Origin of the sequence: Actinomadura physcomitrii (assembly GCF_008923205.2) — a bacterium.
Lineage (GTDB): Bacteria > Actinomycetota > Actinomycetes > Streptosporangiales > Streptosporangiaceae > Spirillospora > Spirillospora physcomitrii.
In genome coordinates this window covers 29,064-52,941 of record NZ_WBMS02000022.1, presented here as the reverse complement: position 1 = coordinate 52,941, position 23,878 = coordinate 29,064, and the positions used below count along the sequence as shown (strand labels likewise).

Annotated in this window: 15 protein-coding genes; 9 read left to right on the top strand and 6 right to left on the bottom strand. The window is 75.2% G+C overall.

The window, feature by feature from the left end:
• Nucleotides 1-27: 27 nt before the first annotated feature.
• Together F8568_RS26105 and F8568_RS26100 are read left to right on the top strand one after the other, a co-directional pair.
• Nucleotides 28-4,668, top strand: a complete 4,641-nt coding sequence (locus tag F8568_RS26105) for a hypothetical protein (protein WP_151596333.1) — start codon at nt 28-30, stop codon at nt 4,666-4,668.
• 90 nt (nt 4,669-4,758) lie between these two features.
• Nucleotides 4,759-5,790, top strand: a complete 1,032-nt coding sequence (locus tag F8568_RS26100; protein WP_151596332.1) for an alpha/beta hydrolase — start codon at nt 4,759-4,761, stop codon at nt 5,788-5,790.
• 46 nt (nt 5,791-5,836) lie between these two features.
• On the opposite strand, the gene F8568_RS26095 is transcribed toward F8568_RS26100, so the two are convergent.
• Nucleotides 5,837-7,264, bottom strand: coding sequence for an aldehyde dehydrogenase family protein (locus tag F8568_RS26095; protein WP_151596331.1), 1,428 nt, complete (start codon nt 7,262-7,264; stop codon nt 5,837-5,839).
• A 4-nt stretch (nt 7,265-7,268) separates the two neighbouring features.
• A complete protein-coding gene (locus tag F8568_RS26090) occupies nt 7,269-8,762 on the bottom strand; it encodes a PucR family transcriptional regulator (protein WP_151596330.1) in 1,494 nt (497 codons plus the stop codon).
• An 86-nt stretch (nt 8,763-8,848) separates the two neighbouring features.
• Here F8568_RS26090 and gabT point away from each other — a divergent pair, with 86 nt between their 5' ends.
• Nucleotides 8,849-10,201, top strand: coding sequence for a 4-aminobutyrate--2-oxoglutarate transaminase (gabT, locus tag F8568_RS26085; protein ID WP_151596329.1), 1,353 nt, complete (start codon nt 8,849-8,851; stop codon nt 10,199-10,201).
• 72 nt (nt 10,202-10,273) lie between these two features.
• On the opposite strand, the gene F8568_RS26080 is transcribed toward gabT, so the two are convergent.
• The 3 genes from F8568_RS26080 to F8568_RS26070 form a co-directional block, all read right to left on the bottom strand.
• Nucleotides 10,274-11,281 carry an LLM class flavin-dependent oxidoreductase gene (locus F8568_RS26080; RefSeq protein ID WP_202125348.1) on the bottom strand — a complete coding sequence of 336 codons (1,008 nt, stop codon included), beginning with the start codon at nt 11,279-11,281 and terminating at the stop codon, nt 10,274-10,276.
• Nucleotides 11,282-11,321: 40 nt separating this feature from the next.
• Complete coding sequence (locus F8568_RS26075; RefSeq protein WP_151596328.1) at nt 11,322-11,600, bottom strand: hypothetical protein; 279 nt, start codon at nt 11,598-11,600, stop codon at nt 11,322-11,324.
• Between the two features lie 102 nt (nt 11,601-11,702).
• Nucleotides 11,703-13,406 (bottom strand): ExeM/NucH family extracellular endonuclease, encoded by a 1,704-nt coding sequence (locus tag F8568_RS26070; protein ID WP_151596327.1) that lies wholly within the window; start codon nt 13,404-13,406, stop codon nt 11,703-11,705.
• Nucleotides 13,407-13,715: 309 nt separating this feature from the next.
• Between F8568_RS26070 and F8568_RS26065 the strand changes: the two genes are divergently transcribed.
• The 3 genes from F8568_RS26065 to F8568_RS26055 all read left to right on the top strand — a co-directional run bounded on the left by F8568_RS26065 (nt 13,716) and on the right by F8568_RS26055 (nt 17,890).
• Nucleotides 13,716-14,993: a lipase family protein gene (locus tag F8568_RS26065; protein ID WP_151596326.1), complete on the top strand. Its 1,278-nt coding sequence runs from the start codon at nt 13,716-13,718 to the stop codon at nt 14,991-14,993.
• 96 nt (nt 14,994-15,089) lie between these two features.
• Nucleotides 15,090-16,097: an acyl-CoA desaturase gene (locus tag F8568_RS26060; protein ID WP_151596325.1), complete on the top strand. Its 1,008-nt coding sequence runs from the start codon at nt 15,090-15,092 to the stop codon at nt 16,095-16,097.
• 32 nt (nt 16,098-16,129) lie between these two features.
• Nucleotides 16,130-17,890 (top strand): fatty acyl-AMP ligase, encoded by a 1,761-nt coding sequence (locus F8568_RS26055; protein ID WP_151596324.1) that lies wholly within the window; start codon nt 16,130-16,132, stop codon nt 17,888-17,890.
• A 10-nt stretch (nt 17,891-17,900) separates the two neighbouring features.
• On the opposite strand, the gene F8568_RS26050 is transcribed toward F8568_RS26055, so the two are convergent.
• Nucleotides 17,901-19,229 (bottom strand): PucR family transcriptional regulator, encoded by a 1,329-nt coding sequence (locus F8568_RS26050; protein WP_236009157.1) that lies wholly within the window; start codon nt 19,227-19,229, stop codon nt 17,901-17,903.
• A gap of 428 nt (nt 19,230-19,657) precedes the next feature.
• Here F8568_RS26050 and selA point away from each other — a divergent pair, with 428 nt between their 5' ends.
• Genes selA through selD form a run of 3 tightly spaced genes read left to right on the top strand, consistent with a single transcriptional unit; the run spans nt 19,658 to nt 23,797 of the window.
• A complete protein-coding gene (gene selA, locus F8568_RS26045; RefSeq protein WP_151596323.1) occupies nt 19,658-20,995 on the top strand; it encodes an L-seryl-tRNA(Sec) selenium transferase in 1,338 nt (445 codons plus the stop codon).
• A 2-nt stretch (nt 20,996-20,997) separates the two neighbouring features.
• Nucleotides 20,998-22,782, top strand: a complete 1,785-nt coding sequence (locus F8568_RS26040) for a selenocysteine-specific translation elongation factor (RefSeq protein WP_151596407.1) — start codon at nt 20,998-21,000, stop codon at nt 22,780-22,782.
• A 13-nt stretch (nt 22,783-22,795) separates the two neighbouring features.
• Complete coding sequence (selD, locus tag F8568_RS26035) at nt 22,796-23,797, top strand: selenide, water dikinase SelD (RefSeq protein ID WP_151596322.1); 1,002 nt, start codon at nt 22,796-22,798, stop codon at nt 23,795-23,797.
• Nucleotides 23,798-23,878 lie beyond the last annotated feature (81 nt).

Here is a 23,878-nt window from a genome sequence, read left to right as displayed (position 1 = left end):
TCCGGGGACGCTGCCATACTGCCCGCCATGTCCCCGCAGCTCCCGGCAGACCCCGCGCAGTCGACCCTCTACCTGGAGTGGGTCGAGGAGACCGACCCCGATGCCGCGCTCGACGCGGAAAAGCTGTTCGCGACCGTCCGTACGGGGCTCGCGCGCGCGTACGCGCGTCCCGGCCGGTTCCTGGACGACATGAAGCGGGAGGTGCGCGATCTGCCCGCCGCGCACCTCCCCTGGTTCTGGGACACGGTCGGCCACCGGCTGATCCGATTCGCGCCCCGGCACGCCGCCACCGCCTACGCGGACGCCCGCGACGCCGAGGGCCGGCACGCGCTGCCGGTCGACGCCCAGTACCGGGTGGACAACGCCCTCCTGTTCGCCCGGGGCGGGGCCATCGGCGCCGCGCGGGTCCGCGAGCACCAGGAGTGGCTCGCCGCGACGTACCCGGCCGACCGCGCGCACCGGGAGTTCGCCCGGTTCGTCGCCGCGTGGGGGAGGGGCGGCGCCGCCCCGCCCGCCGACCTGCACACCCGCGTCCGCAAGTCGGCGAAGGCCGCCGGGCTCGGGCCGTCCGAGGACGCCGAGATCCTCGCGCAGGCCCTCGCCGACGCGCGCGGCACCGCCGTCCCGGACGGCGTGCTCGACGGCGCCGCGAAGGTGTTCGCCAAGGCGCCGCCGCCCGCCGCCCTGCGCGCCGGGCTCGCGGAGATCTTCCCGACCGGCGCCGTCGACGGCTCCGCCTGGCTGCGGATGCTGGACGCCGCCGGCATCGTCGGGGCGATGGCGGACGGCGAGGTCCGCCCGTCCGGCGGGCTCACGGGCTGGCTCGGCGCGTTCGCCGCGCACTACTCCTGCGTCCGCGTCGCCTACGGCGGCATCACCGCCCAGCCGCTGCCGGACGAGCTGTACGCCGCGCTGCCGCGCCTCGCGGCCCGGCTGCGCGCCGAGGCCGTCCCGGTGCGGCTGCACGACTCGCGCTACCAGGGCGCCTCGCTGTTCGACGCCGACCTCGTCGACGCGTGCCTCGCCGAAGGCGTCGCCGTGGAGGATCCGGGCGAGGAAGTGCGGCTGCACTTCTGGGGTGAGCGGTCCCGCCGCGATATGAAGGCCCTCGCGGCCGATCCCGTGCTCGGGCCGCGGCTGGAGGGCACCGTCCACGCGGGGCTGCGGCAGGGCACCGCGATCTCGCGGCTGCCCGAGACGCCCGGTGTGGAGAAGTCCGTCCACGACAGGATCGGCCGCCAGCTCGACCGGGTCGCGGCCGGCGGGCTCGGCGACGCCGACAGCGCCCTGGACGTCCTCGACGGCCTCCTCGACCCGCCGACGATCACCGCGCTGGACGGCCTCGGCGGCGCCCTCGCCCCGCTCGACCTCGCCGTCCCGCTCGCCCGCACGCTGCGCGCCGGCATCATCGCCGAACTCGGCTGGCCCGCCCTGGGCGAGGCGCTCGCGGTCCTCGGCGAGCCCGTCGCCGGCGTCACGTCCACCTGGCCCGTCCTGACCGTCTACGGGCGCCGCCGGGCGATCGCCGTCGACCATGCGGGACGGCGCGGAGAGTGCGCGTTCACCTTGCCGGAGGGGACGAGGCTGCACACCGTCCACTACGCGGGCGGCGACTTCCTCATCGGCTGGGCCGAGCACGAGCACGCCAGTGCCGCCGCGCGCGCGTTCTGGGCGAGCGCTCCCGATGACGTCTTCGAGCCCGCCGTCACCTACGGGCTGCGGGCCTGGCGCGGGCCGCAGGACGGCGCCCTCGGCTTCCATCTCGAGGCCTGCGGCGGACGCTACGACGGCGAGCGCGTCCTCGCGCCCGGAGGCCGGGAGGGCATCGGCCTCTACGAGCGGCAGTTCGGCGACGGCGCCCGCATCTGGAGCTCGCCGGTCTACGCGCGCTCGATCGACGAATGGACGGTGCTCGACACCGCGTCCGGCGAGCAGCGGCCCGCCGGCGCGCTGCCGGGCTTCCTCGCCGCCGAACCGCCCGGCGACGACGAGGCGTGGGACTTCGACCTGTGCAGCCTCGTCCGGCTCCCCGACGGCGTGACGGGGACGCCGCTCGGTTCCTCCGGCGGCCTCGCCGGCTTCCGCGTCGCCGAGCGGGGGGCGGACCCGCACCGCCCGCCGTCCGGCTGGACGATCGAGGGCGTCGACGGCCGCCGCGCCCGGCTGAGTCACGTCAAGGACGGCGGCCTGCCGTGGGGCGTCCTGCGCATGCCCGGCGGCCCCGACCTGGTGATGGCGTCGGTCCGCTACAGCGCGATCAGGGAGATGCGCTGCCACGACGCGTCCGACGGCGCCCTGCTGTGGGAGGGGCGCCCGTTCCCCGGGGGCGAGGCCGAGCCGTGGCCGGACCGCAAGAGCCGGCCGTTCCTGCCGCCGCCCGCCTTCTGGCACTTCCTCGCCCCGCGCGACGCCGCGTCGTCCGCGGCGCTGCGCCGCGTGGGCGAGGAGACGGCCCGCGCGCTGCTGGACGCCGCGGTCTCGCCGGAGGCGGTGCGGGACGCGCTGGCCCGCGAGCTGCCCGAGGTGAGCGACCCGGCGATCGCCGCCGGGGTCGTCGACACGGTCCTGCGGGCCGCGGAGGTGCTGCGCCGCCGCCGTTCGCTGTCGCGCCGCGTCGAGGTGATCCGGTCCGGCGCGACGGTGCGGCCGCCCGCCGAGACTCCCGACACCGACCTGGACGACGCGCTGCTCGGGCTGCTGCCCGCGCCGCCGACGCACGCAAGGCAGGAGCGGTCGCCGCGGCCCGCGACCGTCACCGCGATCGCCGCCGACGGCAGGTTCCTCGACGGCGCGATCGACGAGACCGTCCGGCTGGTCAGCCCGCCCGCGCGGCCCCTGGACTGGTCGCCGCTGCTCGGCGCGATCGACGCGGCCGCGTGGCGGCTCGTCGCGCCCGCGACCCCGGCCCGGGACCGGGCGGCCCTCGCCGCGCTGCTGCGCACCTGGGCGGACCAGCCGTTCGCCCGCCCCGGCGGATGGCGGCGCGGCCACGCGACCGGCGGCGCCCTCGCCGGGCTCGACGCGACCGTCATCGTCGGCGTCGTCCCGTCCGCCGACGGGCCGATCGACCCCGAGCGGGCCTACCGGTTCGTGCAGCGCGCCGGCGCCCCGGAGCCGGCCGGCGCGAAGAAGGCCGAGACCGTCACCGTCACCCGCGACGACGCCGCCCGGCTCCGCCGCCTCCTCGAGCTGTACGAGCGCAACGGGCCGCTCGCGCCGGACAAGGAGGCGGTCGCGGCGTTCGTCCGGGGCACCGGCGTCCGCCGCGCCATCGCGGCGCTCGTCCTGGATGGCCTGCCGCGCCGCGCCTACGAGGGCGGCGACCTCACGACCCGGTTCGACGCCCACGAGAAGATGCTGCGCACCAAGCCGTACTCGGCGACCAAGGAGGTCGCGCGGGAGGCCGAGAACCTCTCCCACCGCCTCGGCGTGCCCGGCCGGCAGCGCGTGGTCGCCGCCGGCATGCCCGACGACCCCGCCGAACTGTGGGCGGAGGGCGGCTTCACGGCCGCCGCCGCGCGCATGGCCGAGGCGTGGGCGGGGCTCCTCGGCCGCCGCGCCGCCGTGGACGAGGACCTGGTCGCCGACCTCGAACGCGACCTCGGCGTCTCGGACGCGTGGGCCGCCGCCCTCGGCGACCCGGAGGCGTCCCCGCTCGCCGCTGACGACCTGACCTGCGTCGTCGCCGACCAGGAACCGTACGGTATCGGCGTCCACACCGTCTCGGCCGAAGGCGCGTTGAGCCCGCGGCGGCTGTACAACGACCCGTACATCCCGCTCGCGTCCGTGCTGGTGTGGGCGCTGACCGAGCGCCCCGTCGGCGATCCGGCGATCCCCGGCGTCGCCGTCCTCGCCGCGCGGATGGCGGCCCGCTGGGCCGCGCCGGGCCTGCTGTTCCCGCTCGGCGGGCTCCTCCTCGGCGACGCCGAGCGGCGCGGGCGGCTGTTCGGGCCGCAGACCCACCCGGTCCGCCGGGCCTCCGCGGGCGAGGCGGCGGCGGATGCCGACGTGCTCGCCTTCGACGACGGCCTGCTGATCGTCGGTGCCCGCGGGGTGCGGGCGCCCGTCGTCCTGCGCCCGTCGGCGCTCGCCGACCCGGCGGCCCGCGCGCGCCTCGACGACCTCTGCGCCGACGAGGGCTTGGACGAGCTGCTCTTCCGCGTCGACGGCGCCGCGGCGCGCGCGGACGCCGTCGCCCGCATGGCGGCCCGCGCCGCCGCCACGCCCGTCCCGCCCGGCGGCTACGAGGCGAACCCGCTGCTCAGCGTGCCGGACCTGGTCGCCGAGGCGGCCGCCGAGACCGGCACGAGCGAGGACGCGGCCGCCCTCTACCTGCAGCTGCTCACCCTCGTCCGCCCGACCGACCGGAACGTCCGCAAGTGGAACGGCTGGACGCCCGCGCGGCACAAGGCGGCCCAGGCCGAACTCGTCGACCGCGCCCTCGTCCAGCAGGACAAGCGCGCCCGCGCGGGCCGCACCGCGTTCGTCCCCGGCGAATGGCTCGCGCTCAAGGCTCCCGAACTTCCCGTGGAGGCCGCGAAGCTCGCCGCCCACCTGGCCGGGGAGGTCCGCGACAAGAGCGCCGGCGGCCCGTTCCTGCGCCTGCTGCCCCCACGCCCCCTGCACGAGATGTTCCAGAACGCCTGGGCGGCCCGCCGCCCGACCTAGGCGCGGCGTCGTGCATTCGAACCGAACCTTGTTCGGCCGGTGGGGCGGCAGGGGTACGGTGTCCGGAACGTCCGAGTTTTGGGAGGTTCGATGGCACAGCTGGCCGAAATGGTCCCCCCGTCGGTCGCGGGCGCCGTGCTCCGCGCCGTGTTCGCGCTCCCGGATCCGGTGCGGCGGCTGATCGCCGGGCGGCCGGTGGTGCGCGACGGCCAGCGGCTCGCGCTGGACGCACAGCTGCTCCTGCTGATGACGCGGCTGGAGGGCGCGACCCTCACCGGGGCGACGCCGGCGCAGGCGCGGCAGGGCCTCGCGCGCGGGCAGCAGTACATCGACCGGCTGCCGGAGCGGCCGGTACGGACGCGGGACCTGACCGCCGCCGGGACGGTCCCGGCGCGGCTGTACGAGCCGAAGGGGCTGGCGGAGGGCTCGCCGCTGCTGGTGTTCTTCCACGGCGGCGGCTGGGTGATCGGCGACATCGGGACGCACGACTCGGTCTGCCGGTACCTCGCGGTGCACGCCGAGGTGCGGGTGCTGTCGGTGGACTACCGGCTCGCGCCCGAGCACCGGTTCCCGGCGGCGGCGGACGACGCGCTCGCGGCGTACGCGTGGGCGGTGGAGAACGCGGCGGCGCTCGGCGCGTCCGCGGCGGCGGTCGCGGTCGGCGGCGACAGCGCGGGCGGCAACCTCGCGGCGGTCGTCGGGGCGTTCGCGGACCGCCGGCCGGACTTCGCGCTGCTGTTCTACCCAGCGACCGACATGTCGGTGCGGCGGCGGTCCCGGCACCTGTTCGCGGACGGCTTCTACCTGACCGACGCCGACATGGTCTGGTTCAGCGACCACTACTGCCCGGACGTGGCGCGGCGCACCGACCCGAAGGCGTCGCCGCTGCTCGCCGACGACCTGAGCGGGTTCCCGGCCACCTACCTCGCCACCGCCGGGTTCGACCCGCTGCGGGACGAGGGGGAGGCGTTCGCGAAGCGGCTGCGGGAGTCGGGGGTGCGGGTCGCGCTGCGCCGGCAGGAGGACCTCATCCACGGGTTCGCGAACATGTGGGGGCTCGGCGGCCGGTTCCAGGAGGCCCTGTCCGAGGCGGCCGGGGCGCTGCGGACCGGGCTGCTCTGACACCGGCGGGCCCGCCCCCGGCCGGGGGCGGGCCCGCGGGCGGTGCTCAGAGGAGCAGCCCGGTGAAGATCATGACCTTCTCCTCGGTGTAGTCGGCCATCGCCGACCGCAGCCCCTCGCGCCCGACGCCGGAGTCCTTCACGCCGCCGTAGGGCATCTGGTCGGCGCGGTAGGACGGGACGTCGCCGATCACGACGCCGCCCACGTCCAGCTCGCGGTGGGCGCGGAACGCGATGTCGAGGTTCCGCGTGAACACGCCCGCCTGCAGCCCGAACTTCGAGTCGTTGACCAGCGCGAACGCCTCGTCTACGCCGTCGACGGGCTGGACCAGCAGGACCGGCCCGAAGACCTCCTCGCGCGCGACCTTCGCGTCGGCGGGGACGTCGGCGAGGACGGTCGGGGCGTAGGTCGCGCCCTCGCGGGTGCCGCCCGCCAGCACCGTCGCGCCGGCCGCGACGGCCTCGTCCACCCAGGCCTCGACGCGCTCGGCGGCGTCCTGGCTGACCAGCGGGCCGACCTGCGTCTTGTCGTCCCACGGGTCGCCGGTGACGAGGGAGCCGACCTGCTCGACGAGCTTCGGCACGAACTCCTCGTACACCGCCCGGTCGACGTAGACGCGCTGGACGGCGATGCAGCTCTGCCCGGCCTGGTAGTTGGAGAACAGCCCGATCCGCTTGGCGGCCCAGTCGAGGTCGGCGTCCGGGAGCACGACCGCGGCGCCGTTGCCGCCGAGCTCCAGCGTGACGTGCTTGCGCGGCACCTGGTCGTTGATCGCCCAGCCGACGGGGACGGACCCGGTGAACGACACGATCGGCAGCCGCGGGTCGTCGACGAGCGCGGACGCCCGGTCGTTCGGGACCGGCAGGACGGAGAACATCCCGGCGGGCAGGTCGGTCTCGGCGAGCAGCTCGCCGAGCAGCAGCGCCGACAGCGGCGTCGCGGGCGCGGGCTTCAGCACGATCGGGGTGCCCGCCGCGATCGCCGGGGCGATCTTGTGGGCGGCGAGGTTCAGCGGGAAGTTGAACGGCGAGATGCCGAGCACCGGGCCCTTCGGCACGCGGGTGATGTACGCCATCCGGCCCTCGGCGGCGGGGTCGGTGTCCAGCCGCTGGGTGGTGGCGCTGAACCGGCGGGCCTCCTCGGCGGCGAACCGGAACGTGGAGATCGCGCGGGTCACCTCGCCGCGCGCCCACAGCAGCGGCTTGCCGTTCTCCGCGGTGATCAGCCGGGCGATCTCCTCGGCCCGCTCGGCGATCCGCGCGGACACGTGCGCGAGCGCCTCGGCCCGCACGTGCAGCGGGAGCGCCGCGGCCCGCTTGCGGATCGCGTCGGCCGCCGCGACCGCCTCCTCCACCTGCGCGGGCGTCGGCACGGCGGCCGTCCCGACCACCCGGCCGTCGTAGGGGTGGGTAACGGTCAGCTCACCGTCACCGGTCTCGGGGCGACCGGCCAGCCAGAATGGGGTCACGTTCATGACCTCACGCTATCTCCGGCGGCCCGGATGGCGAGTCTCCAGGACGGCCAATCGGACCCTCCCCGTTGGACGTGACGGCCAGGGCGATCCACAGTTCGGCGCGGGCGGCGGGATCGTCGAGGTCGCGGCCCAGCAGGTCGGCGGCCTTGCGGATCCGGGACCGCAGCGTGTGCCGGTGCACGCCGAGCGCCCGGGCGGCGGCCTCGCCCTGCCCGTTGGCGGCGACGTAGGCGCGGACCGTCGCGACCAGGTCCTCGGCGGCGAGGGGGGCGAGCAGCGCGCCGGCGAACGCCCGCGCGGCCTCCGTGTCCAGCAGCCCGAGGACGCCCTGCCCGGGGAGGTCCGCGTGCCGCAGGACGGGCCATCCGGTACGGCGGGCCGCCGCGAGGGCGTCCTGCGCCTGCCGCAGCGGCTCGGCGAGGGCGCCGGCTCCGCCGTCCGCCTCGCCGGGGTCGCTGACGCCGATGGGCCCGGTGCCCGCCAGCAGCGCTGTCACCGCCTCGGCCGCCTCGTCGGGGACGATCACGGCGGTGCCGCCGTCGAGGGGCGCGGCCAGGCAGCGCTCCCCGGCGGGATCGGATTCCAGGGCGTCGAGCACGGCGCCGCCACCCGCGCAGGCCAGCACGCGGACCGGTCCGGACGGCACCGCCGGGCCGGTGGCGGGGAGCCCGGCGAGCAGCGCCGCGAGCGCGGCCCGCGCGTCCCGGCCGGTGCGGGGCGTCTCCGACTGGAGCGTCAGCAGCGCGACGGCCGCGCCGACGATGGTGTGCGCGACGTGCGGGAGCGGCGCGCGCGTCCCGACGGCGAGGAACCCGCGGGGCCGCCCGCCGAGCCCGACCCGCTGCAGGACGATGTGGTCGCCCGGGACCGCGAGCGCCATGCTCGCCGGCGAGGCCCCGGAGGCCGGGCGGCGGCGCAGCCGGGCCAGCTCGGGGGCGAGGGCGGCGGCGCGGTCGCGGGCGCCGGCGGGCTCGGCGTGCCGGACGGCGCCGGACGCGTCCAGCAGCAGCGCCCACCCGCCGAGCAGCCGCGCCAGCCGCCGCACGAGCGCGCCGGGCCCGGTGAGCGCGGCGCGGGTCAGCTCCCGCTGCGCCTGGAACGCGCGGGTGACGTCCTCGTACCATTCGGCGGCCAGCATCCGCGAGACGGCCTTGCCGATCGCGATGAACGGGGTGGGGCGCGGCACCTCCAGCAGCGCGAGGCCCCGGTCGCGGGCCGCGGCGAGCAGCGCGGGCGGCACGTCGGGGTGGATGACGCCGACCGCGAAGCCGAGCCCGGCGACGCCGCGCCGGACCAGCCGGTCGACGTAGCCGGCGGCGCCGCCGGCGGTGAGCCGCATGCCGGTGGTGAGGACGAGCTCGCCGCCTTCGAGGAACGGGGTCGGGTCCTCCAGCTCGCTGACCGCGACCCACACGACGGGCGCGTCCGGGAGCGGGCCGGTGAGGGGGCGCAGGCCGAGCTGGGGAAGGGCCGCGACGGCGGCCAGCGTCGGCGGCACCCGCACTCCTTCATGTCCAAAGCTTTGGACGGATTTCGCCGCCCCGTACGGTTCATCGTAGGGGCCGTTCGGCTTATGTTCGCGCCATGACCAGCCAGAACCTGAACGGCGGCGCGCGGCTGCCGCAGGAGCGACGCGTCGTGACCGAGATCCCGGGGCCGCGGTCCCGGGCGCTGCAGGAGCGCCGCGCCGCCGCGGTGGCGCCCGGCGTCGGCAGCGTGCTGCCGGTGTACGTGACGGACGCGGGCGGCGGGGTGGTCGTCGACGCCGACGGCAACTCACTGATCGACTTCGGCTCGGGCATCGCGGTCACGAGCGTCGGCAACGCCAATCCGCGGGTGGCCGCGCGGGTGAAGGAGCAGGCGGACCGCTTCACCCACACCTGCTTCATGGTGGCGCCGTACGAGTCGTACGTGGCGGTGTGCGAGAACCTGAACCGGATCACGCCGGGCGACCACGCGAAGCGGTCGATCCTGGTCAACAGCGGCGCGGAGGCGGTGGAGAACGCCGTCAAGATCGCCCGGTACGCGACGGGCCGCCAGGCGGTCGTGGCGTTCGACCACGGCTACCACGGCCGGACGCTGCTGACGATGACGCTGACCGCGAAGAACATGCCGTACAAGCAGGGGTTCGGCCCGTACGCGCCCGAGGTGTACCGGATGCCGTCGGCGTACCCGTTCCGGTGGCCGACGGGGCCGGACAACTGCGGTCCGGAGGCGGCGGCGCAGGCGATCGACCAGATCACCAAGCAGCTCGGCGCGTCCAACGTGGCCGCGCTGCTGATCGAGCCGATCCAGGGCGAGGGCGGGTTCATCGAGCCCGCGCCCGGCTTCCTGCCCGCGCTCGCCGAGTTCGCCCGCGCCAACGGCATCCTGTTCGTCGCCGACGAGGTGCAGACCGGGTTCGCGCGGACGGGCGACATGTTCGCCTGCGAGCACGAGGGGATCGTCCCGGACATCGTGGCGACCGCGAAGGGCATCGCGGGCGGGCTGCCGCTGGCGGGCGTCACCGGCCGCGCCGACATCATGGACAAGGTGCACGGCGGCGGGCTCGGCGGCACCTACGGCGGCAACCCCCTGGCCTGCGAGGCGGCCCTCGCCGTCTTGGAGGAGATCGAGGAGGGCAAGCTGGTCGAGCGGGCCCGCCGGATCGGGGAGGTCATGCTGCCCCGGCTGCGCGCGCTCGCGGACGCGCACCCGGCGATCGGGGACGTCCGGGGACGCGGCGCGATGATCGCGATCGAGCTGGTCAGGCCCGGCACCAAGGACCCCGACCCGGAGCTGACGGCGGAGGTCGCGCGCCGCTGCCACGCCGCGGGAGTGCTGGTGCTGACCGCCGGGACGTACGGGAACGTACTGCGCTTCCTGCCGCCGCTGGTCATCCCCGATCACCTGCTCGACGAGGGCCTCGACGTCATCGAGCAGGCGTTCGCCGCCTGAACACCCGTTCACTTGTGGCGTGTCGTGGTTTTCGGCACGGCGAGAACCACGACACGCCACAACTCAACGGAGTCAGAGGCCGCGGGCGGCGGGGGGTTCGGCGGCCTTCAGGTCGTACAGCTCCGCGAGGAGCTCGTAGGAGCGGATCCGGTCGGCGTGGTCGAACACCTGCGTGGTCACCATGACCTCGTTCACGCCGGTCCGCTCGATCAGCGCGTCCATCTGCCGCTTCACCGTCTCGGGACCGCCCATCACCTGGTCGGCGAGCCGCGAGTCGATCATCTGCCGCTCCAGCGGGGTGTACGGGTGGGCGGCGGCCTCCTCCGGCGTCGGAAGCTTCCCGGGACGGCCCTGCCGCAGCCGCAGGAACGACAGCGCCTGCGGCGCCGCCAGCTCGCGGGCCCGCTCGTCGGACTCCGCCGCCGTCACCGCCACGCCGATCATCGAGTACGGCTCGGTCAGCGTCCCCGGCCGGAACGTGTCGCGGTACAGCGCCAGCGCGGGCAGCGTGTTCTCCGCGCTGAAGTGGTGCGCGAACGCGAACGGCAGCCCGAGCAGCCCGGCCAGCCGGGCGCTGTACCCGCTTGACCCGAGCAGCCACACCGGCGGCTCGTTGCCCGCCGCCGGCGTCACCGCGCTGTCCTCGGCGAAGTAGTTGCGCAGCTCGATGACCTGCTCGGGGAAGTCGTCGACGGACAGCGCGTCGGGGGAGCGGCGCAGCGCCCGCGCGGTCGCCTGGTCGGTGCCGGGCGCCCGGCCGAGGCCGAGGTCGATCCGCCCGGGGAACAGCGCCTCCAGCGTCCCGAACTGCTCGGCTACCACCATCGGCGCGTGGTTCGGCAGCATCACCCCGCCCGACCCGACCCGCATCCGCGACGTCACGGCCGCGACCTGCCCGATCAGCACCGAGGTCGCCGAGCTCGCGATGCCCGGCATCGTGTGGTGCTCGGCCAGCCAGTACCGGTGGAAGCCGAGCCCCTCGGTGCGCCGGGCCAGGTCGAGGGTGTTGCGCAGGGCGTCGCCGGACGTGGCGCCGCTCACCACGGGCGCCAGGTCGAGGACGGAGAAGGGGATGCTCATAACGAGTGTGAACCCGCCGGGCCCCCGCCCTCTTCCCGGGTCAGCCGGTCAGCGCCGCGGCCGCCGCACCGCCGGCGACCGCGAGCACGACGGGCACGGTGATGCTGACCCACGACCAGTTCACCAGCCGGCGCGCCCGGTCGGCGTCCGCCGGGAAGATCCCCTCGGCCTTGGTGTACAGCAGGGCGCCGACCACGACGAGCGGCAGGAACGCGAACGTGGTGAGCAGGCCCAGGATGAACGCGAACGTCTGCCCGATCCGGGTGTACGTCCCGTCGGGCCCGATTCCGAACGCCAGGCGGGGAGCTGCTTCGTTCATGCGCGCACCGATCCCTAGAAGTGTGATCCGGATCATACGCTCCGTGAGCGGTGGCGCAAGGGGCCCGGGCGTCCGGTTCGCGGACGCCCGGGCCGAAGGGGATCAGTGCAGGCGCAGGCCGAGCAGGACGGGGTCGTGGTCGGACGACCGGAACGCGTCCGGCTTGTAGAAGCGCGGCTGGTTGTACTCGGTGTTGTAGTCGAGGAACGTCGGCTCGTCGCTGTTGACGTGCCAGATCGTCGCGCCCGTGACGCGCCTGGCCAGCGCGGCGCCGGCGAGCACGTGGTCGAGCTCGCCGGACATGCCGTCGAAGACGTAGGAGTAGCGCTGCTCGGGCCGGACGAACCGCTCGGTCTGCCCGGCGAGCCCGGCGCCGGTCAGCACCTTGACCGGGTCCTCGGCGGTGTAGCTGTTGAGGTCGCCGATGACGAGCGGGTTCTCCTCCTGGGCGGCGAGCGCGGCGACGGCCTTCGCCTGCACGACACGGTGGGCGTTGAAGCAGCCCTGCCCGTCGCCCTGGTCGGTGTCGGCGCCGGTCGCGCCGGTGCAGCCCTTGGACTTGAGGTGGTTGACGATCAGCGTGAACGTCGTGCCGCCGTTCACCGGCTGGAACTCCTGCGCCAGCGGCGGGCGCTCGAACACGGCCTGGTCGGAGGAGTGCGCCGCGCCGACCGGCTTCAGCTTCGCCGGCTTGTAGATGATCGCGACGTGGATCGCGTCGGTGCCCGGTTTCGGGTTCTCGATCCAGGAGTACGTGCCGGCGCCGACGGCCTCGTTGAGCCGGTCGACCAGCGTCTTCAGCGCGCCCGTGTCGCCGTTGTTCTCAACCTCCATCAGCCCGGCGACGTCGGGGTCCAGGCCCTTGAGCGCGGCGACGAGCTTGGTCAGCTGACGCTCGCGCTCCTCGGCGGTGTTCGCGCCGCGCTCGCCGAGCGTGGTGAACCAGTTGAGGGTGTTGAAGCTCGCGACGCGGACGTCGCCGCCGACCGGCTGCGGCTTCTTCGGCTGCGGGTTGTCGTTGGCGAAGTGCGCCGACTTGGTGGGCTGGAGGGCGTAGGCGCCGAACTGGTAGGTGAGCACTCCGGTGAGCCCGGCCGTGGTGTCGCCGATCCGCAGGACGCGCTTGTCGGTGTACGGGATCGTCGCCGGGTCCTGGACGTTCGACCCGTCGTCGACGAGGAGCCGCCGCGCGTCGTTGTCCGCCTGCGTGGAGCCGTGACCATCGGTGGGCTGGAAGAGGCGGCCGCCGGCGGAGACGGTGATCTCGCCGTAGCGGCCGAGCTGGTAGGTCTCGGTGGCGGTGAGCTTCTGCGGGAAGCGCAGCAGCTCGCCCTCGTACTGCTCGAGGTTCGCGCCGTCCTCCAGCGGCAGCCGCACGTTGTCGGGCGCGACCTTGCCGCTGCCGCACACGTCCACGGTCGTGACCGGGGACAGCTCGGTGAGGCCGTTGTACTCGGTGGCCTTGCCGGTGACGAGGACGCGGTCGCCCGGCCGCACCTCCCGCGTGGCGTAGACGAAGATCCCGTCGGAGGTCCGGGGGTCGTCGTCCGGGGTCGGGTCCTGCACGAAGAAGCCCTTGAGCTGGTCGGCCCGCTGGAAGTCCGCGGTCACGACGCCCTCGACGCGGACGGTCCGCCCGCGCAGGGGGGACGCGGTCCCGGTGCCCTGGACCTCGGCGATCTGGTGGGTGGCGGGAGTGGCGCAGGTCTCCGGCTCCGCCGCGGCGGCCGGACCGACGCCGGCGGCCGTGCTCACGGTCATGCCGGCGGCCAGGACGGCCGCGAGTGCTGCTGCTGTTCGGCGCATGCGCGGGACGGTACGGCCCGGCCGCCCCCTACCGGCGAACCATTAATGAAGACTCCACCAATTTGCAATGGCTTGTCCCGATTCGAGGGCGGAGGGGCGCGGCCGATGCGGCGTGGCCCGGCGGGCGCCGTGCGGTGAGCCGTCCCGGTCCGTGCCCGGACGTCACCTCGCGTCCACCCTGACCCGGCGTTTTTGACTTGGTTGCTAATAAGGGCACCCGAGCCTGTGACGCAGCTTCATTCCGCCGCGCGCCGCCCCTGGGGGACAGTCAGCAGCATTCACTTTCCAGACTCACCCCTGGAGCGAGGAATGCGACTTCGGACCCTGCTCACCACCGCGGCACTCGGCGCCGCCCTGGCCGTGCCCGCGGTGCTCAGCGCGCCGCAGGCCGAGGCCGCGCCGCCGGGCTGCGACGCCACGGACGCGCAGATCTACGCGGCGTCCTCCGGCACGGTGACCGGGAACCCGGGCGACCTGCTCGCCTGCCGTCCGGCGAAGCTGACCAACATCCCCGGCGACGTGCCGATGCAGGCCTGGAAGGTCCGGTACGTCTCGACCGACGCCAAGGGGCGGAAGATCGCCGTGTCCGGGACCGTGGCGGTGCCGGACGCCGAGTGGCAGGGCGGCGGGTCGCGCCCGACGGTCGCGTTCAATCCCGGCACCCTCGGCTCCGGCCTGCAGTGCGCGTTCTCCAAGCAGCTCGCCGGCCAGTACGTCGACATGTACGAGGGCGGCAACCTGCAGCTGATGCTCAAGGCCGGGTACGCGGTCGCCGCCACCGACGGCGTCGGCTACCTCGACGGCCAGGTGCACACCTACATGATCGGCGCGAACGCGGGACACGCGCTGCTCGACATCGTCCGCACGTCCCGGCAGATCCCCGGCGGGACGCTGAAGGCCGACGGGAAGGTCGGCATCTCCGGCTACTCCGAGGGCGGCGCCGCCGCGCTGTGGGGCGCGCAGCTCGCCGCGTCGTACGCGCCGGAGCTGAACGTGGTCGGCGCGGCGGCGGGCGGCGTGCCCGGCGACCTGAAGCTGACCGCCAAGCAGCTGAACGGCAGCCTGTTCGCCGGGTTCCTCGCCGACGCGCTGGTCGGCCTGCACGCCGCCTACCCGGAGATGCCGTTCGACGACCTGATGAACGACCAGGGCGCCCAGGCGATCAAGGACGTGAAGGCCAACTGCCTGTACGGGACGCTCGCGGTGTTCCTCGGCGCGAAGGTCGAGAACTTCTCCAAGCAGGGCCTGTCGCTCGACCAGATCTACGCGCTCACGGGCCCGGACGGCACCACCTGGAGCGACGTCGTCGACCGGCAGAAGCTCGGCGTCGACATCGGCACCCCGTCCTCGGCCGCCAAGTACAAGATCGGCTTCCCGGTGTTCCAGTACCGCGGCTGGCTGGAGGAGATCATCCCGCACGAGACCGAGGACGGTACCCACGAGGCCTACTGCAAGGCCGGGATCAACACCACCTGGAAGAACACCTACCCGACCGAGCATCTGTCCACCGACTGGGGCGCCGCCGGGGACGTGACGAACTTCCTCGGCGACCGGTTCGCCGGCAAGCCCGTCCAGAGCAACTGCTGAACCAGCACCCCGCCCGCGGGACCGGGCGGCCGGGACGACCGGCCGCCCTGAACCGCCGGGCGGGGCCTCCGCACTCATGTTCCTAAGGAGTCCGCAATGACAGCGGGTGTCGCCGACGCCGGCAGCAGAACCCCGCAGCCGGACATCTCCGGCACCGTGCCGCTGCCCGAGCGCATCGCGGTCGTGGTGTTCGTGGCCGCCCCGATCGCCGGGCTGCTGGCCGCCCTGCCCTTCCTGTGGGGCTGGGGGATCGGCTGGACGGACATCGCGATCTTCGCCTTCCTCTACCCGCTCAACGCCCTCGGCGTCACGGTCGGCTACCACCGCCACTTCACGCACGGCGGCTTCAAGGCCAAGCGGTGGCTGCGCATCGCGCTCGCGATCCTCGGCGGGCAGGCGATGCAGGGATCGGTGGTCCGGTGGGTCGCCGACCACCGCCGCCACCACAAGTACTCCGACCAGGAGGGCGACCCGCACTCCCCGTGGGCGTACGGGCCGGGCGTGTGGGGCCTCACCAAGGGCCTGTTCCACGCGCACGTGGGCTGGCTGTTCAGCAAGGACCGCACGTCCCGCAGCAAGTACGCGCCCGACCTGCTGAAGGACAGGGACATCCGGTTCCTGTCCCTCGACCCCGTCTACGCGGTGATCGTGCTGTCGACGTTCCTGGTCCCGATGGGCCTCGGCGCGCTGCTCACCCGGTCCTGGCACGGCGCGGTCACCGCGCTGTTCTGGGCCGGGCTGATGCGGGTGTTCGTCGGCGAGCACGTCACGTTCTCGATCAACTCGATCTGCCACGTGTTCGGCAAGGAGGACTTCCGGACCCGCGACAAGGCCCGCAACGTGTGGTGGCTGGCCATCCCGTCGTTCGGCGAGTCCTGGCACAACCTGCACCACGCCGACCCGACCTGCGCCCGGCACGGCGTGCTGAAGGGCCAGATCGACATCAGCGCCCGCGTCATCTGGATCTTCGAGCGGCTCGGCTGGGTCTGGGACGTGCGCTGGCCCGACTACGAGCGGCTCGAGAACCGCCGTGTCCGCCGCGGCGATCCGGCCTCCCAGAACGAGCCCGCCGGCGCACCGGCGGGCGCCGCCGCCTCCTCCTGACTCGTCCCTCCCGTACCAGGAGCTTTGTGAGCATGACCGACCTTCCCGCGCTCGACCGCACCCCGCTGATCGAGCGGCTCGCCCGGTTCGCCAAGGACTTCCCCGACGACCGGGCCTACACGTTCATGGACTACATGACCGACCCGGACGGCGTCGCCACCGACGTCACCTGGGGCGAGCTGGACCGGCGCGCCCGCGCGATCGCCGCCGCGATCCGCCGCGCCACCTCGCCGGGGCGGCGCGTCGCGCTGCTCGCCCCGCAGGACCTGCACTACGTCACCGGGTTCCTCGGCGCGATGTACGCCCGGGTCATCGGCGTCCCGCTGTTCTCGCCGGACCTGCCGGGCCACGGCGACCGGCTGCTGGCCGTCTACCAGGACGCCGAGCCCGACGTCGTCATCACCACGAGCGCGTCGCTGCCCGCCGTCCGCACGTTCCTCGCGGGCGACGGCGTCCGCGCGCCCGCCGAGATCATCGTGGCGGACGAGGTGGACGGCTCGCTCGACTGGACGCCGGAGCCGATCGACCCCGACGACGTCGCGTACCTGCAGTACACGTCCGGGTCGACCCGCACCCCGGCGGGCGTCATCATCACGCACGGGAACTTCGCCACCAACGCCGAGCAGCTGTGGCGCACGTTCGAGGGGATCCCGCGCGAGTCGTCCGGGGTGAACTGGCTGCCGGTGTTCCACGACATGGGCCTGGTCACGACGGTCGCGCTGCCGCTCGTCTACGGCAACCCCGGCGTGATCATGGACCCGGTCGCGTTCGTGATGCGGCCCGTCCGCTGGCTGGAGCTGCTCAGCCAGCAGAAGCACGCCTTCACCGGCGGCCCGAACTTCGCCTACGAGTACCTCACCGCGCAGGTCACCGAGGAGGAGAAGGCGAAGCTCGACCTCAGCGGCGTGCAGGTGTTCATGAACGGCGCCGAGCCGATCCGGGAGAGCACCCTCACCGGGTTCTACGAGGCGTTCAAGGACTGCGGGCTGAAGCCCGAGGCGCAGGTGTGCGCGTACGGGCTCGCCGAGGCGACCGTGTACGTGTCGGCGTCGTCGCGGTTCCGCGAGCCGACCCGCGCCGCGTTCGACCACGAGGCGCTGCGCCGCGGCACCGCCGAGCCGTGCGCCCCGGACGCCCCCGGCGCGATCCAGCTGATCGCGTGCGGCACGTCCTTCGGCCAGCACACGATCATCGTGGACGCCGAGACGGGCGAGCGGAAGCCGGACGGTGCGGTCGGCGAGATCTGGGTGCACGGCCCGAACGTCGCGGCCGGCTACTGGGGCCGTCCGGAGCAGACCAAGGAGACGTTCGAGGCCGAGCTGTCCGGCGACACCGGCGGACTGCCGCGCGGGCCGTGGCTGCGCACCGGCGACCTCGGCGTCCGGCACGGCGGCGAGCTGTTCGTCACCGGCCGCATCAAGGACCTGGTCATCGTCGACGGCCGCAACCACTACCCGCAGGACATCGAGTTCACCGTGTCCAACGCGCACAAGGGCATCCGCCGCGAGTACACCGCGGCGGTGTCGGTGGACATCGGCGAGACCGAGGGCCTGGTCGTGGTCGCCGAGCGGAACCGGCGGGTGCCGATCGCGCTGCTGGACGTGGACGAGGTCGCGCAGGCCGTGCGGACCGCCGTGAAGCAGCAGCACGACCTGCGCGTGCACGACTTCGTGCTGATCGAGCCGGGCGGGATCCCGCGCACCAGCAGCGGCAAGATCGCCCGGTCGGCGTGCCGGAAGGCCTACCTCGACCGCACGCTGCCGTACGTGACCGTTCCCGCCGGGGAGGAGTAGCCCGCGGTCCTCACCGCTCCCCGTCGGCGGTGGCGCGCAGCCAGACGGGGAGCAGCAGCATCAGCTCCAGCCGCACCGCCGGGTCCTCGATGTCGTAGTCGAACAGGTCGTGCAGCTGCGCGAGCCGGTACCGGACGGTCTGCGGGTGCACGCAGAGCGCTTCGGCGGCGTCGGTGGCGTTGAAGCCGTGCTTGAGGCATTCGAGCAGCGTCATCGCGAGGCGCCCGCCGCGGTGCGCACCGAGCTCGGTGAGCGGCGCGAGGCGGCGCCGCGCCGTCGCCTCCGCGAGCGTCCAGCCCTCCTGGAGCAGCAGCTCGGGCAGGTGCCGGTCCGCGCGGACGAGCCGTCCGGCCGGGGCGCCGCTCCGCCGCGTCCGGGTCCCTTGCCGGCCGGGTGCGGGGGGCGTCTCCTCGGGCAGGTCCCGCGCGCCGGCGGGGTTCTCGGCGCCGCCGAGCCGTCCGGCGGCCATCAGGTCGAGCGTCCGGTGCGCCCAGTGCAGGGACACCCCGGCCTCCTCCAGCGCCACCGACGGGCCGATCGCGCCCGTCCAGCCGGCGACGGTGGCGGTGAGCCGGTCGGCGCCGCCGGGGCGGTCGGGGTCGGGCATCACCAGGCACGGGCGCCCCCGGTCGACGCCGCTGAGCAGGAACGGCGGCAGCCCGGCGGGGCCCTCGCCGCCGCTGCCGGGGCGCGGGTCGAGCGCGATGACGGCGATCCGCTCGGGCAGCGGCCAGGCCGCCAGCCCCGCCTGCTCCACGATGATGTCGCGGGGTGCGGGCGGATGCGATAACAGCAGGCTGAGCAGCCGGCCGCGGCGCTGCTCGCGCTCGCCCGCCGCCTTCTCCCGCGCCCGCGCGAAACCCTGCGCGGCGGCGGACGCGAGCAGGTCCAGGTAGGCGAAGTTCACCTCGGTGAGCGCGATCGCCAGCTCGCGCGGCTTCTTCAGCCGGTCGGCCTCCCGCGACAGGTACCGCCAGGCCGTCCGGGAGGCGACGCGCAGCGCGTTCTGCAGGTGCTCCAGGCTGCGCCCCTCGACGGCCTCGCCGTAGCCGATGTCGAAGAAGACCTGGTGGACCTCCTGCCAGGGCGCGTCCGGGTCGGCGATCATCCGCACGAAGTGCCCCATCCCCTGCGCCACCGCGCTCCGGATCACGTCGGTGTAGACGGGGTCGTCCGGACGGGCGTACTCGGGGACGTTGCGCAGCACCCCCTCGACCATGGTGTCGACCAGTGCCGGCAGGTGGGGCCGCATCCACCGGGCCTCCTCGCGCGGGACGTCGCGCCAGGGCTGCGCCGACAGATCGTCGGTCTCGGCCGACCCTTCGTACAGCTCCGTCAAAGTGTCACCTCCGTGAGCGGACACCCGGGCCGCCAGGCTAGAGATCCCGCGCCCCTCGCGACACTCACCGAAGTGACAAGCCGACCCGCGGTTTGGTACAGGAGGGATTGATTTCGCGCAGCGGAATACGAAGGCCGGCGGTTCCCGGGCAGGAGAACACAAGAAACGCCGTGGTGTTTTGTCAGCATTCGTGGAAACGGGCGGCTGCGACATTACAACGAGTAGCGCCCTGTTTGCGGGATCTTCTTCCGATTTCTTCGCCGAGCCTTGCCCGTCGTCCCCGCGACGCCCTGAGGAGCGGCACGGCGGCGCCGAAGGCGCGAAGACCACCGGAACCGTTTGGCGTGCGATGGTGAGGGGTAGCCCTCGCTGGTCTCGTGCGCCGCACCGGGTCTCCTCGCGGCGCCGCCCGCAACGGAGGTCGCCGCATGGATCGTGGACCCGCGCCGGTTCCGGCGCCGCCCGGCGAGCAGGACGGGCGGCGGCGCATCCCCCGCACGGACGCGGTGCTCGCCGACCCGCGGCTCGCGGAGGCGGCGGCGCGGCTCGGGCGCGGCGTGGTGAAGGCGGCGGTCGTCACGGCGCAGCGCCGCGCGCGGGCGGGCGAGATCCCGGCGGACGCGGTCGCGGACGCGGCGGCCGGGGCGCTGCCGGGCACCGCGGCCGGGCTGCGGCCCGTGGTCAACGCGACCGGCGTGCTGCTGCACACCAACCTCGGACGCGCCCCGCTGTCGGACGCCGCGCGCGAGGCGATGCTCGTGGCGTCCGGCGCGACCGACGTCGAGCTCGACCTCGCGACCGGCGCGCGGGCGCGGCGCGGCCGGTCCGCGCTCGCCGCGCTGCTGGACGCGGTCCCGGCGGCCGAGGCGGCGCACGTGGTCAACAACGGCGCCGCGGCGCTGGTGCTGGCCGCGACGGCGCTCGCCGGCGACCGCGAGATCATCGTCAGCCGGGGCGAGCTGGTGGAGATCGGCGACGGCTTCCGCATACCGGAGCTGCTCGCCGCGACCGGCGCCCGGCTCCGCGAGGTCGGCACCACGAACCGCACCTCGCCGGACGACTACGCGGCGGCCGTCGGCCCCGGCACCGGCTTCATCCTCAAGGTGCACCCGTCCAACTTCCGCGTCACCGGCTTCACCCGGTCGGCGGACGTCGCGGAGCTGGCCGGGCTCGGCGTCCCGGTCGTCGCCGACATCGGCTCCGGCCTGCTCGGACCCGAACCGCTGCTGCCGGACGAGCCCGACGCGGCCACCTGGCTGAAGGCGGGCGCCGACCTGGTCACCGCCAGCGGCGACAAGCTGCTCGGCGGACCGCAGTGCGGGCTCGTCCTGGGCAAGGAGGAGTACGTGCGGCGGCTGTCGCGGCACCCGCTGGCGCGCGCGCTGCGCGTCGACAAGCTGACGCTCGCCGCGCTCGAAGCCACCGTCCGCGGCCCACGCACACCGACCGACGAGGCGCTGAACGCCGATGTCACGTCCCTCCGCGAGCGCGCGCGGCGGCTGGCCGACCGGCTGCGCGCGGCGGGCGTCGACGCGGCGCCTGTCGACAGCGACGCCGCGGTGGGCGGCGGCGGCGCGCCCGGCGTCGTCCTGCCGAGCGCGGCCGTCGCGCTGCCCGAACCGTACGCCGCGCGGCTGCGGCACGGCTCGCCCGCGGTGATGGGACGCATCGAGGACGGCCGCTGCCTGCTCGACCTGCGCGCCGTCCCGCCCGTCCAGGACGACGCCCTCGCCCGCGCGGTGGCCGCCGCGGCGGAAGGGTGGTGAGCATGCACGTCGTCGTCACCGCAGGGCACGTCGACCACGGCAAGTCCACGCTCGTCCGCGCGCTGACCGGGATGGAGCCCGACCGGCTGGAGGAGGAGCGGCGCCGCGGCCTCACCATCGAGCTGGGCTTCGCCTGGACCACCCTGCCCGGCGGCGAACCGCTCGCGTTCGTCGACGTCCCCGGGCATGAGCGGTTCGTCGCGACCATGCTCGCCGGGGTCGGGCCCGTGCCCGCCGCCCTGTTCGTCGTCGCCGCCGACCAGGGCTGGCAGCGGCAGTCGCAGGAGCACCTCGCGGTCCTCGACGCGCTCGGCGTCCGGCACGGGCTGCTCGCCGTCACCCGCCGCGACCTCACGGGCGCCGCGACCGCCGCGCGGGTGCGCGACGACGCGCTCGAGCGGATCGCCGCCACGTCCCTCGGCGAGGTTGCCGCCGTCGAGGTCAGCGGCGCCACCGGGCAGGGCCTCGACGACCTGCGCGCCGCGCTGGCCGACCTCACCGCCGCGCTCCCCGAACCCGACCGGACCGCCGACGTGCGGCTGTGGATCGACCGCGTCTTCACCGTCCAGGGCCGCGGCACCGTCGTCACCGGCACGCTCGGCGCCGGCACGATCCGTGTCGGCGACCGGCTCACGGCGGGCCGCGAGACCGTCCGGGTCCGCGGCCTGCAGAGCCTCAAGGAGCAGCGCGACGAGATCGGCGCTGTCGCGCGCGTCGCCGTCAACCTGCACGGCGGCGGCGCGCTGCGCCGTGCCGACGCGGGCGCGCTGCGCCGTGGCGACGCGCTGCTCACCCCCGGACGCTGGCTCGCCACCGAGCTCATCGACGTCCGGCTGCACGGCGACCCCGCCCGCGACCTGCCGCGGCGGCTCGTCCTGCACGCCGGATCGGCGGCCGTCCCGGTGCACGTCCGCCCGCTCGGCGAGGACACCGCGCGGCTCGCGCTGGAGCGGCCCCTGCCGCTGCGCGCCGGGGACACCGCCCTGCTGCGCGACCCGGGCCGGCACCGCGTCGCGGCCGGGGTCGCGGTCCTCGACGTGCGGCCCGAGCCGTTCACCCGGCGCGGCGCCGCCGCCGCGCGCGCCCGCGAGCTCGCCGCGATGGGGCCGCGCCCCGACGGCGCCGCCGAACTGCGCCGCCGCGGCCTCGTCCGCCGCGCCGACCTGATCGCGATGGGCGTGCCGCCGCCGTCCGAACCCGTCGCCGGGGACTGGCTCGCCGACCCCGGGCACTGGGACGGCCTGCGCCGCCGCCTGCGCGACGCCGTCGACGAGCACGCGCGCACGCACCCGACCGACCCCGGCCTGCCCGCCGAGGCCGCCCGCCGCGCGCTCGGCCTGCCCGACCGCGCGCTCGTCGAAGCCCTCGCCACCGGCCTGCACCGCCGCGACGGCCGCCTCTACGGCACCGCCACCGCCCCCGAACTGCCGCCGCACGTCCGGCGGGCCGTCGACGCCGTCCGCCGCGACCTCGCCGGCGCCCCGTTCAACGCCCCCGACGCGGGCCGGCTCGCCGACCTCGGCCTCACTCCGAAGCTGATCGCCGCCGCCGCGGCGGCCGGCGCGCTGCTCAAGGTCGCCGACGGGATCGTCCTGCTCCCCGGCGCCGACGCCGAGGCCGCCGCGCTGCTGGCGAAGCTCGACCCGCCGTTCACCCTCAGCGAGGCGCGCCGCGCGCTCGGCACCACCCGCCGCGTCGCCGTCCCGCTGCTGGAGCACCTCGACGAGCGGGGCTACACCGTCCGCGTGGACGACCTGCGCCGCCGCTGCACCGAAAGGACCGCATGAACGCAGGCATGCAATGACCGGGAAGCGGCTCACCCAGTACGCCCACGGCGGCGGCTGCGCCTGCAAGATCCCGCCCGGCGAGCTGGAGGACGTCGTCGCCGGGCTCACCGCCGCCCCCGCCGACCCGAACGGCGAGCTGATCGTCGGCCTCGACACCGGCGACGACGCCGCCGTCGTCACCCTTCCGGACGCCCCGGGCGGCCCCGCCGTCGTCGCCACCGCCGACTTCTTCACCCCCGTCGTCGACGACCCGTACGACTGGGGCCGCATCGCCGCCGCGAACGCCCTGTCCGACGTGTACGCGGTCGGCGGACGCCCGCTCGTCGCGGTGAACCTGCTCGCCTGGCCCCGCGGCGTCCTCCCGTTCGACCTGGCCCGCGAGGTGCTGCGCGGCGGCCTGGACGTCGCCGCGCGGGCGGGCTGCCACGTCGGCGGCGGCCACAGCGTCGACGACCCCGAACCGAAGTACGGCATGGCCGTCACCGGCGTCGCCGACCCGGCCCGGCTGCTCCGCAACGACACCGGCAAGCCCGGCACGCCGCTCACCCTGACCAAGCCGCTCGGCGTCGGCGTCCTGAACAACCGGCACAAGGCGACCGGCGAGGTCTTCCCGCACGCCGTCGCGTCGATGGCCGCCCTGAACCGCGACGCCTGCGCCGCCGCGCTCGCCGCGGGCGCCGAGTGCGCCACCGACGTCACCGGCTTCGGGCTGCTCGGCCACCTCTACAAGCTGGCCCGCGCGTCCGGCGTCACCGCCGTCGTCGACGCCGCCGCCGTCCCCTACCTCGACGGCGCCCGCGACGCCGTCCGCGCCGGATACGTCAGCGCCGGCACCCGCCGCAACCTCGACTGGGTCACCCCCCACACCGACTTCGCCTCCACCTCGGAGGACGACCGCCTCCTCCTGGCCGACGCCCAGACCTCCGGCGGCCTCCTCGTGGCCGCCGAACTCCCCGGCCACCCCGTGATCGGCGAACTGATCCCCGCCACCGACCACCCCCTCCTCATCCGTTGACTTGTGGCGGGGGGGGGGGGGGGGGGGGGGGGGGGCGCCCCCCCCCCCCCCCCCCCCCCACAGGGGGGGGGGGGGGGGGGG

Coding starts and splice junctions, on each gene's coding strand:
- F8568_RS26105 (WP_151596333.1), top strand. CDS start 28: ATGTCCCCGCAGCTCCCGGCAGACCCCGCGCAGTCGACCCTCTACCTG.
- F8568_RS26100 (WP_151596332.1), top strand. CDS start 4,759: ATGGCACAGCTGGCCGAAATGGTCCCCCCGTCGGTCGCGGGCGCCGTG.
- F8568_RS26095 (WP_151596331.1), bottom strand. CDS start 7,264: ATGAACGTGACCCCATTCTGGCTGGCCGGTCGCCCCGAGACCGGTGAC.
- gabT (WP_151596329.1), top strand. CDS start 8,849: ATGACCAGCCAGAACCTGAACGGCGGCGCGCGGCTGCCGCAGGAGCGA.
- F8568_RS26080 (WP_202125348.1), bottom strand. CDS start 11,281: ATGAGCATCCCCTTCTCCGTCCTCGACCTGGCGCCCGTGGTGAGCGGC.
- F8568_RS26075 (WP_151596328.1), bottom strand. CDS start 11,600: ATGAACGAAGCAGCTCCCCGCCTGGCGTTCGGAATCGGGCCCGACGGG.
- F8568_RS26070 (WP_151596327.1), bottom strand. CDS start 13,406: ATGCGCCGAACAGCAGCAGCACTCGCGGCCGTCCTGGCCGCCGGCATG.
- F8568_RS26065 (WP_151596326.1), top strand. CDS start 13,716: ATGCGACTTCGGACCCTGCTCACCACCGCGGCACTCGGCGCCGCCCTG.
- F8568_RS26060 (WP_151596325.1), top strand. CDS start 15,090: ATGACAGCGGGTGTCGCCGACGCCGGCAGCAGAACCCCGCAGCCGGAC.
- F8568_RS26055 (WP_151596324.1), top strand. CDS start 16,130: ATGACCGACCTTCCCGCGCTCGACCGCACCCCGCTGATCGAGCGGCTC.
- selA (WP_151596323.1), top strand. CDS start 19,658: ATGGATCGTGGACCCGCGCCGGTTCCGGCGCCGCCCGGCGAGCAGGAC.
- F8568_RS26040 (WP_151596407.1), top strand. CDS start 20,998: ATGCACGTCGTCGTCACCGCAGGGCACGTCGACCACGGCAAGTCCACG.
- selD (WP_151596322.1), top strand. CDS start 22,796: ATGACCGGGAAGCGGCTCACCCAGTACGCCCACGGCGGCGGCTGCGCC.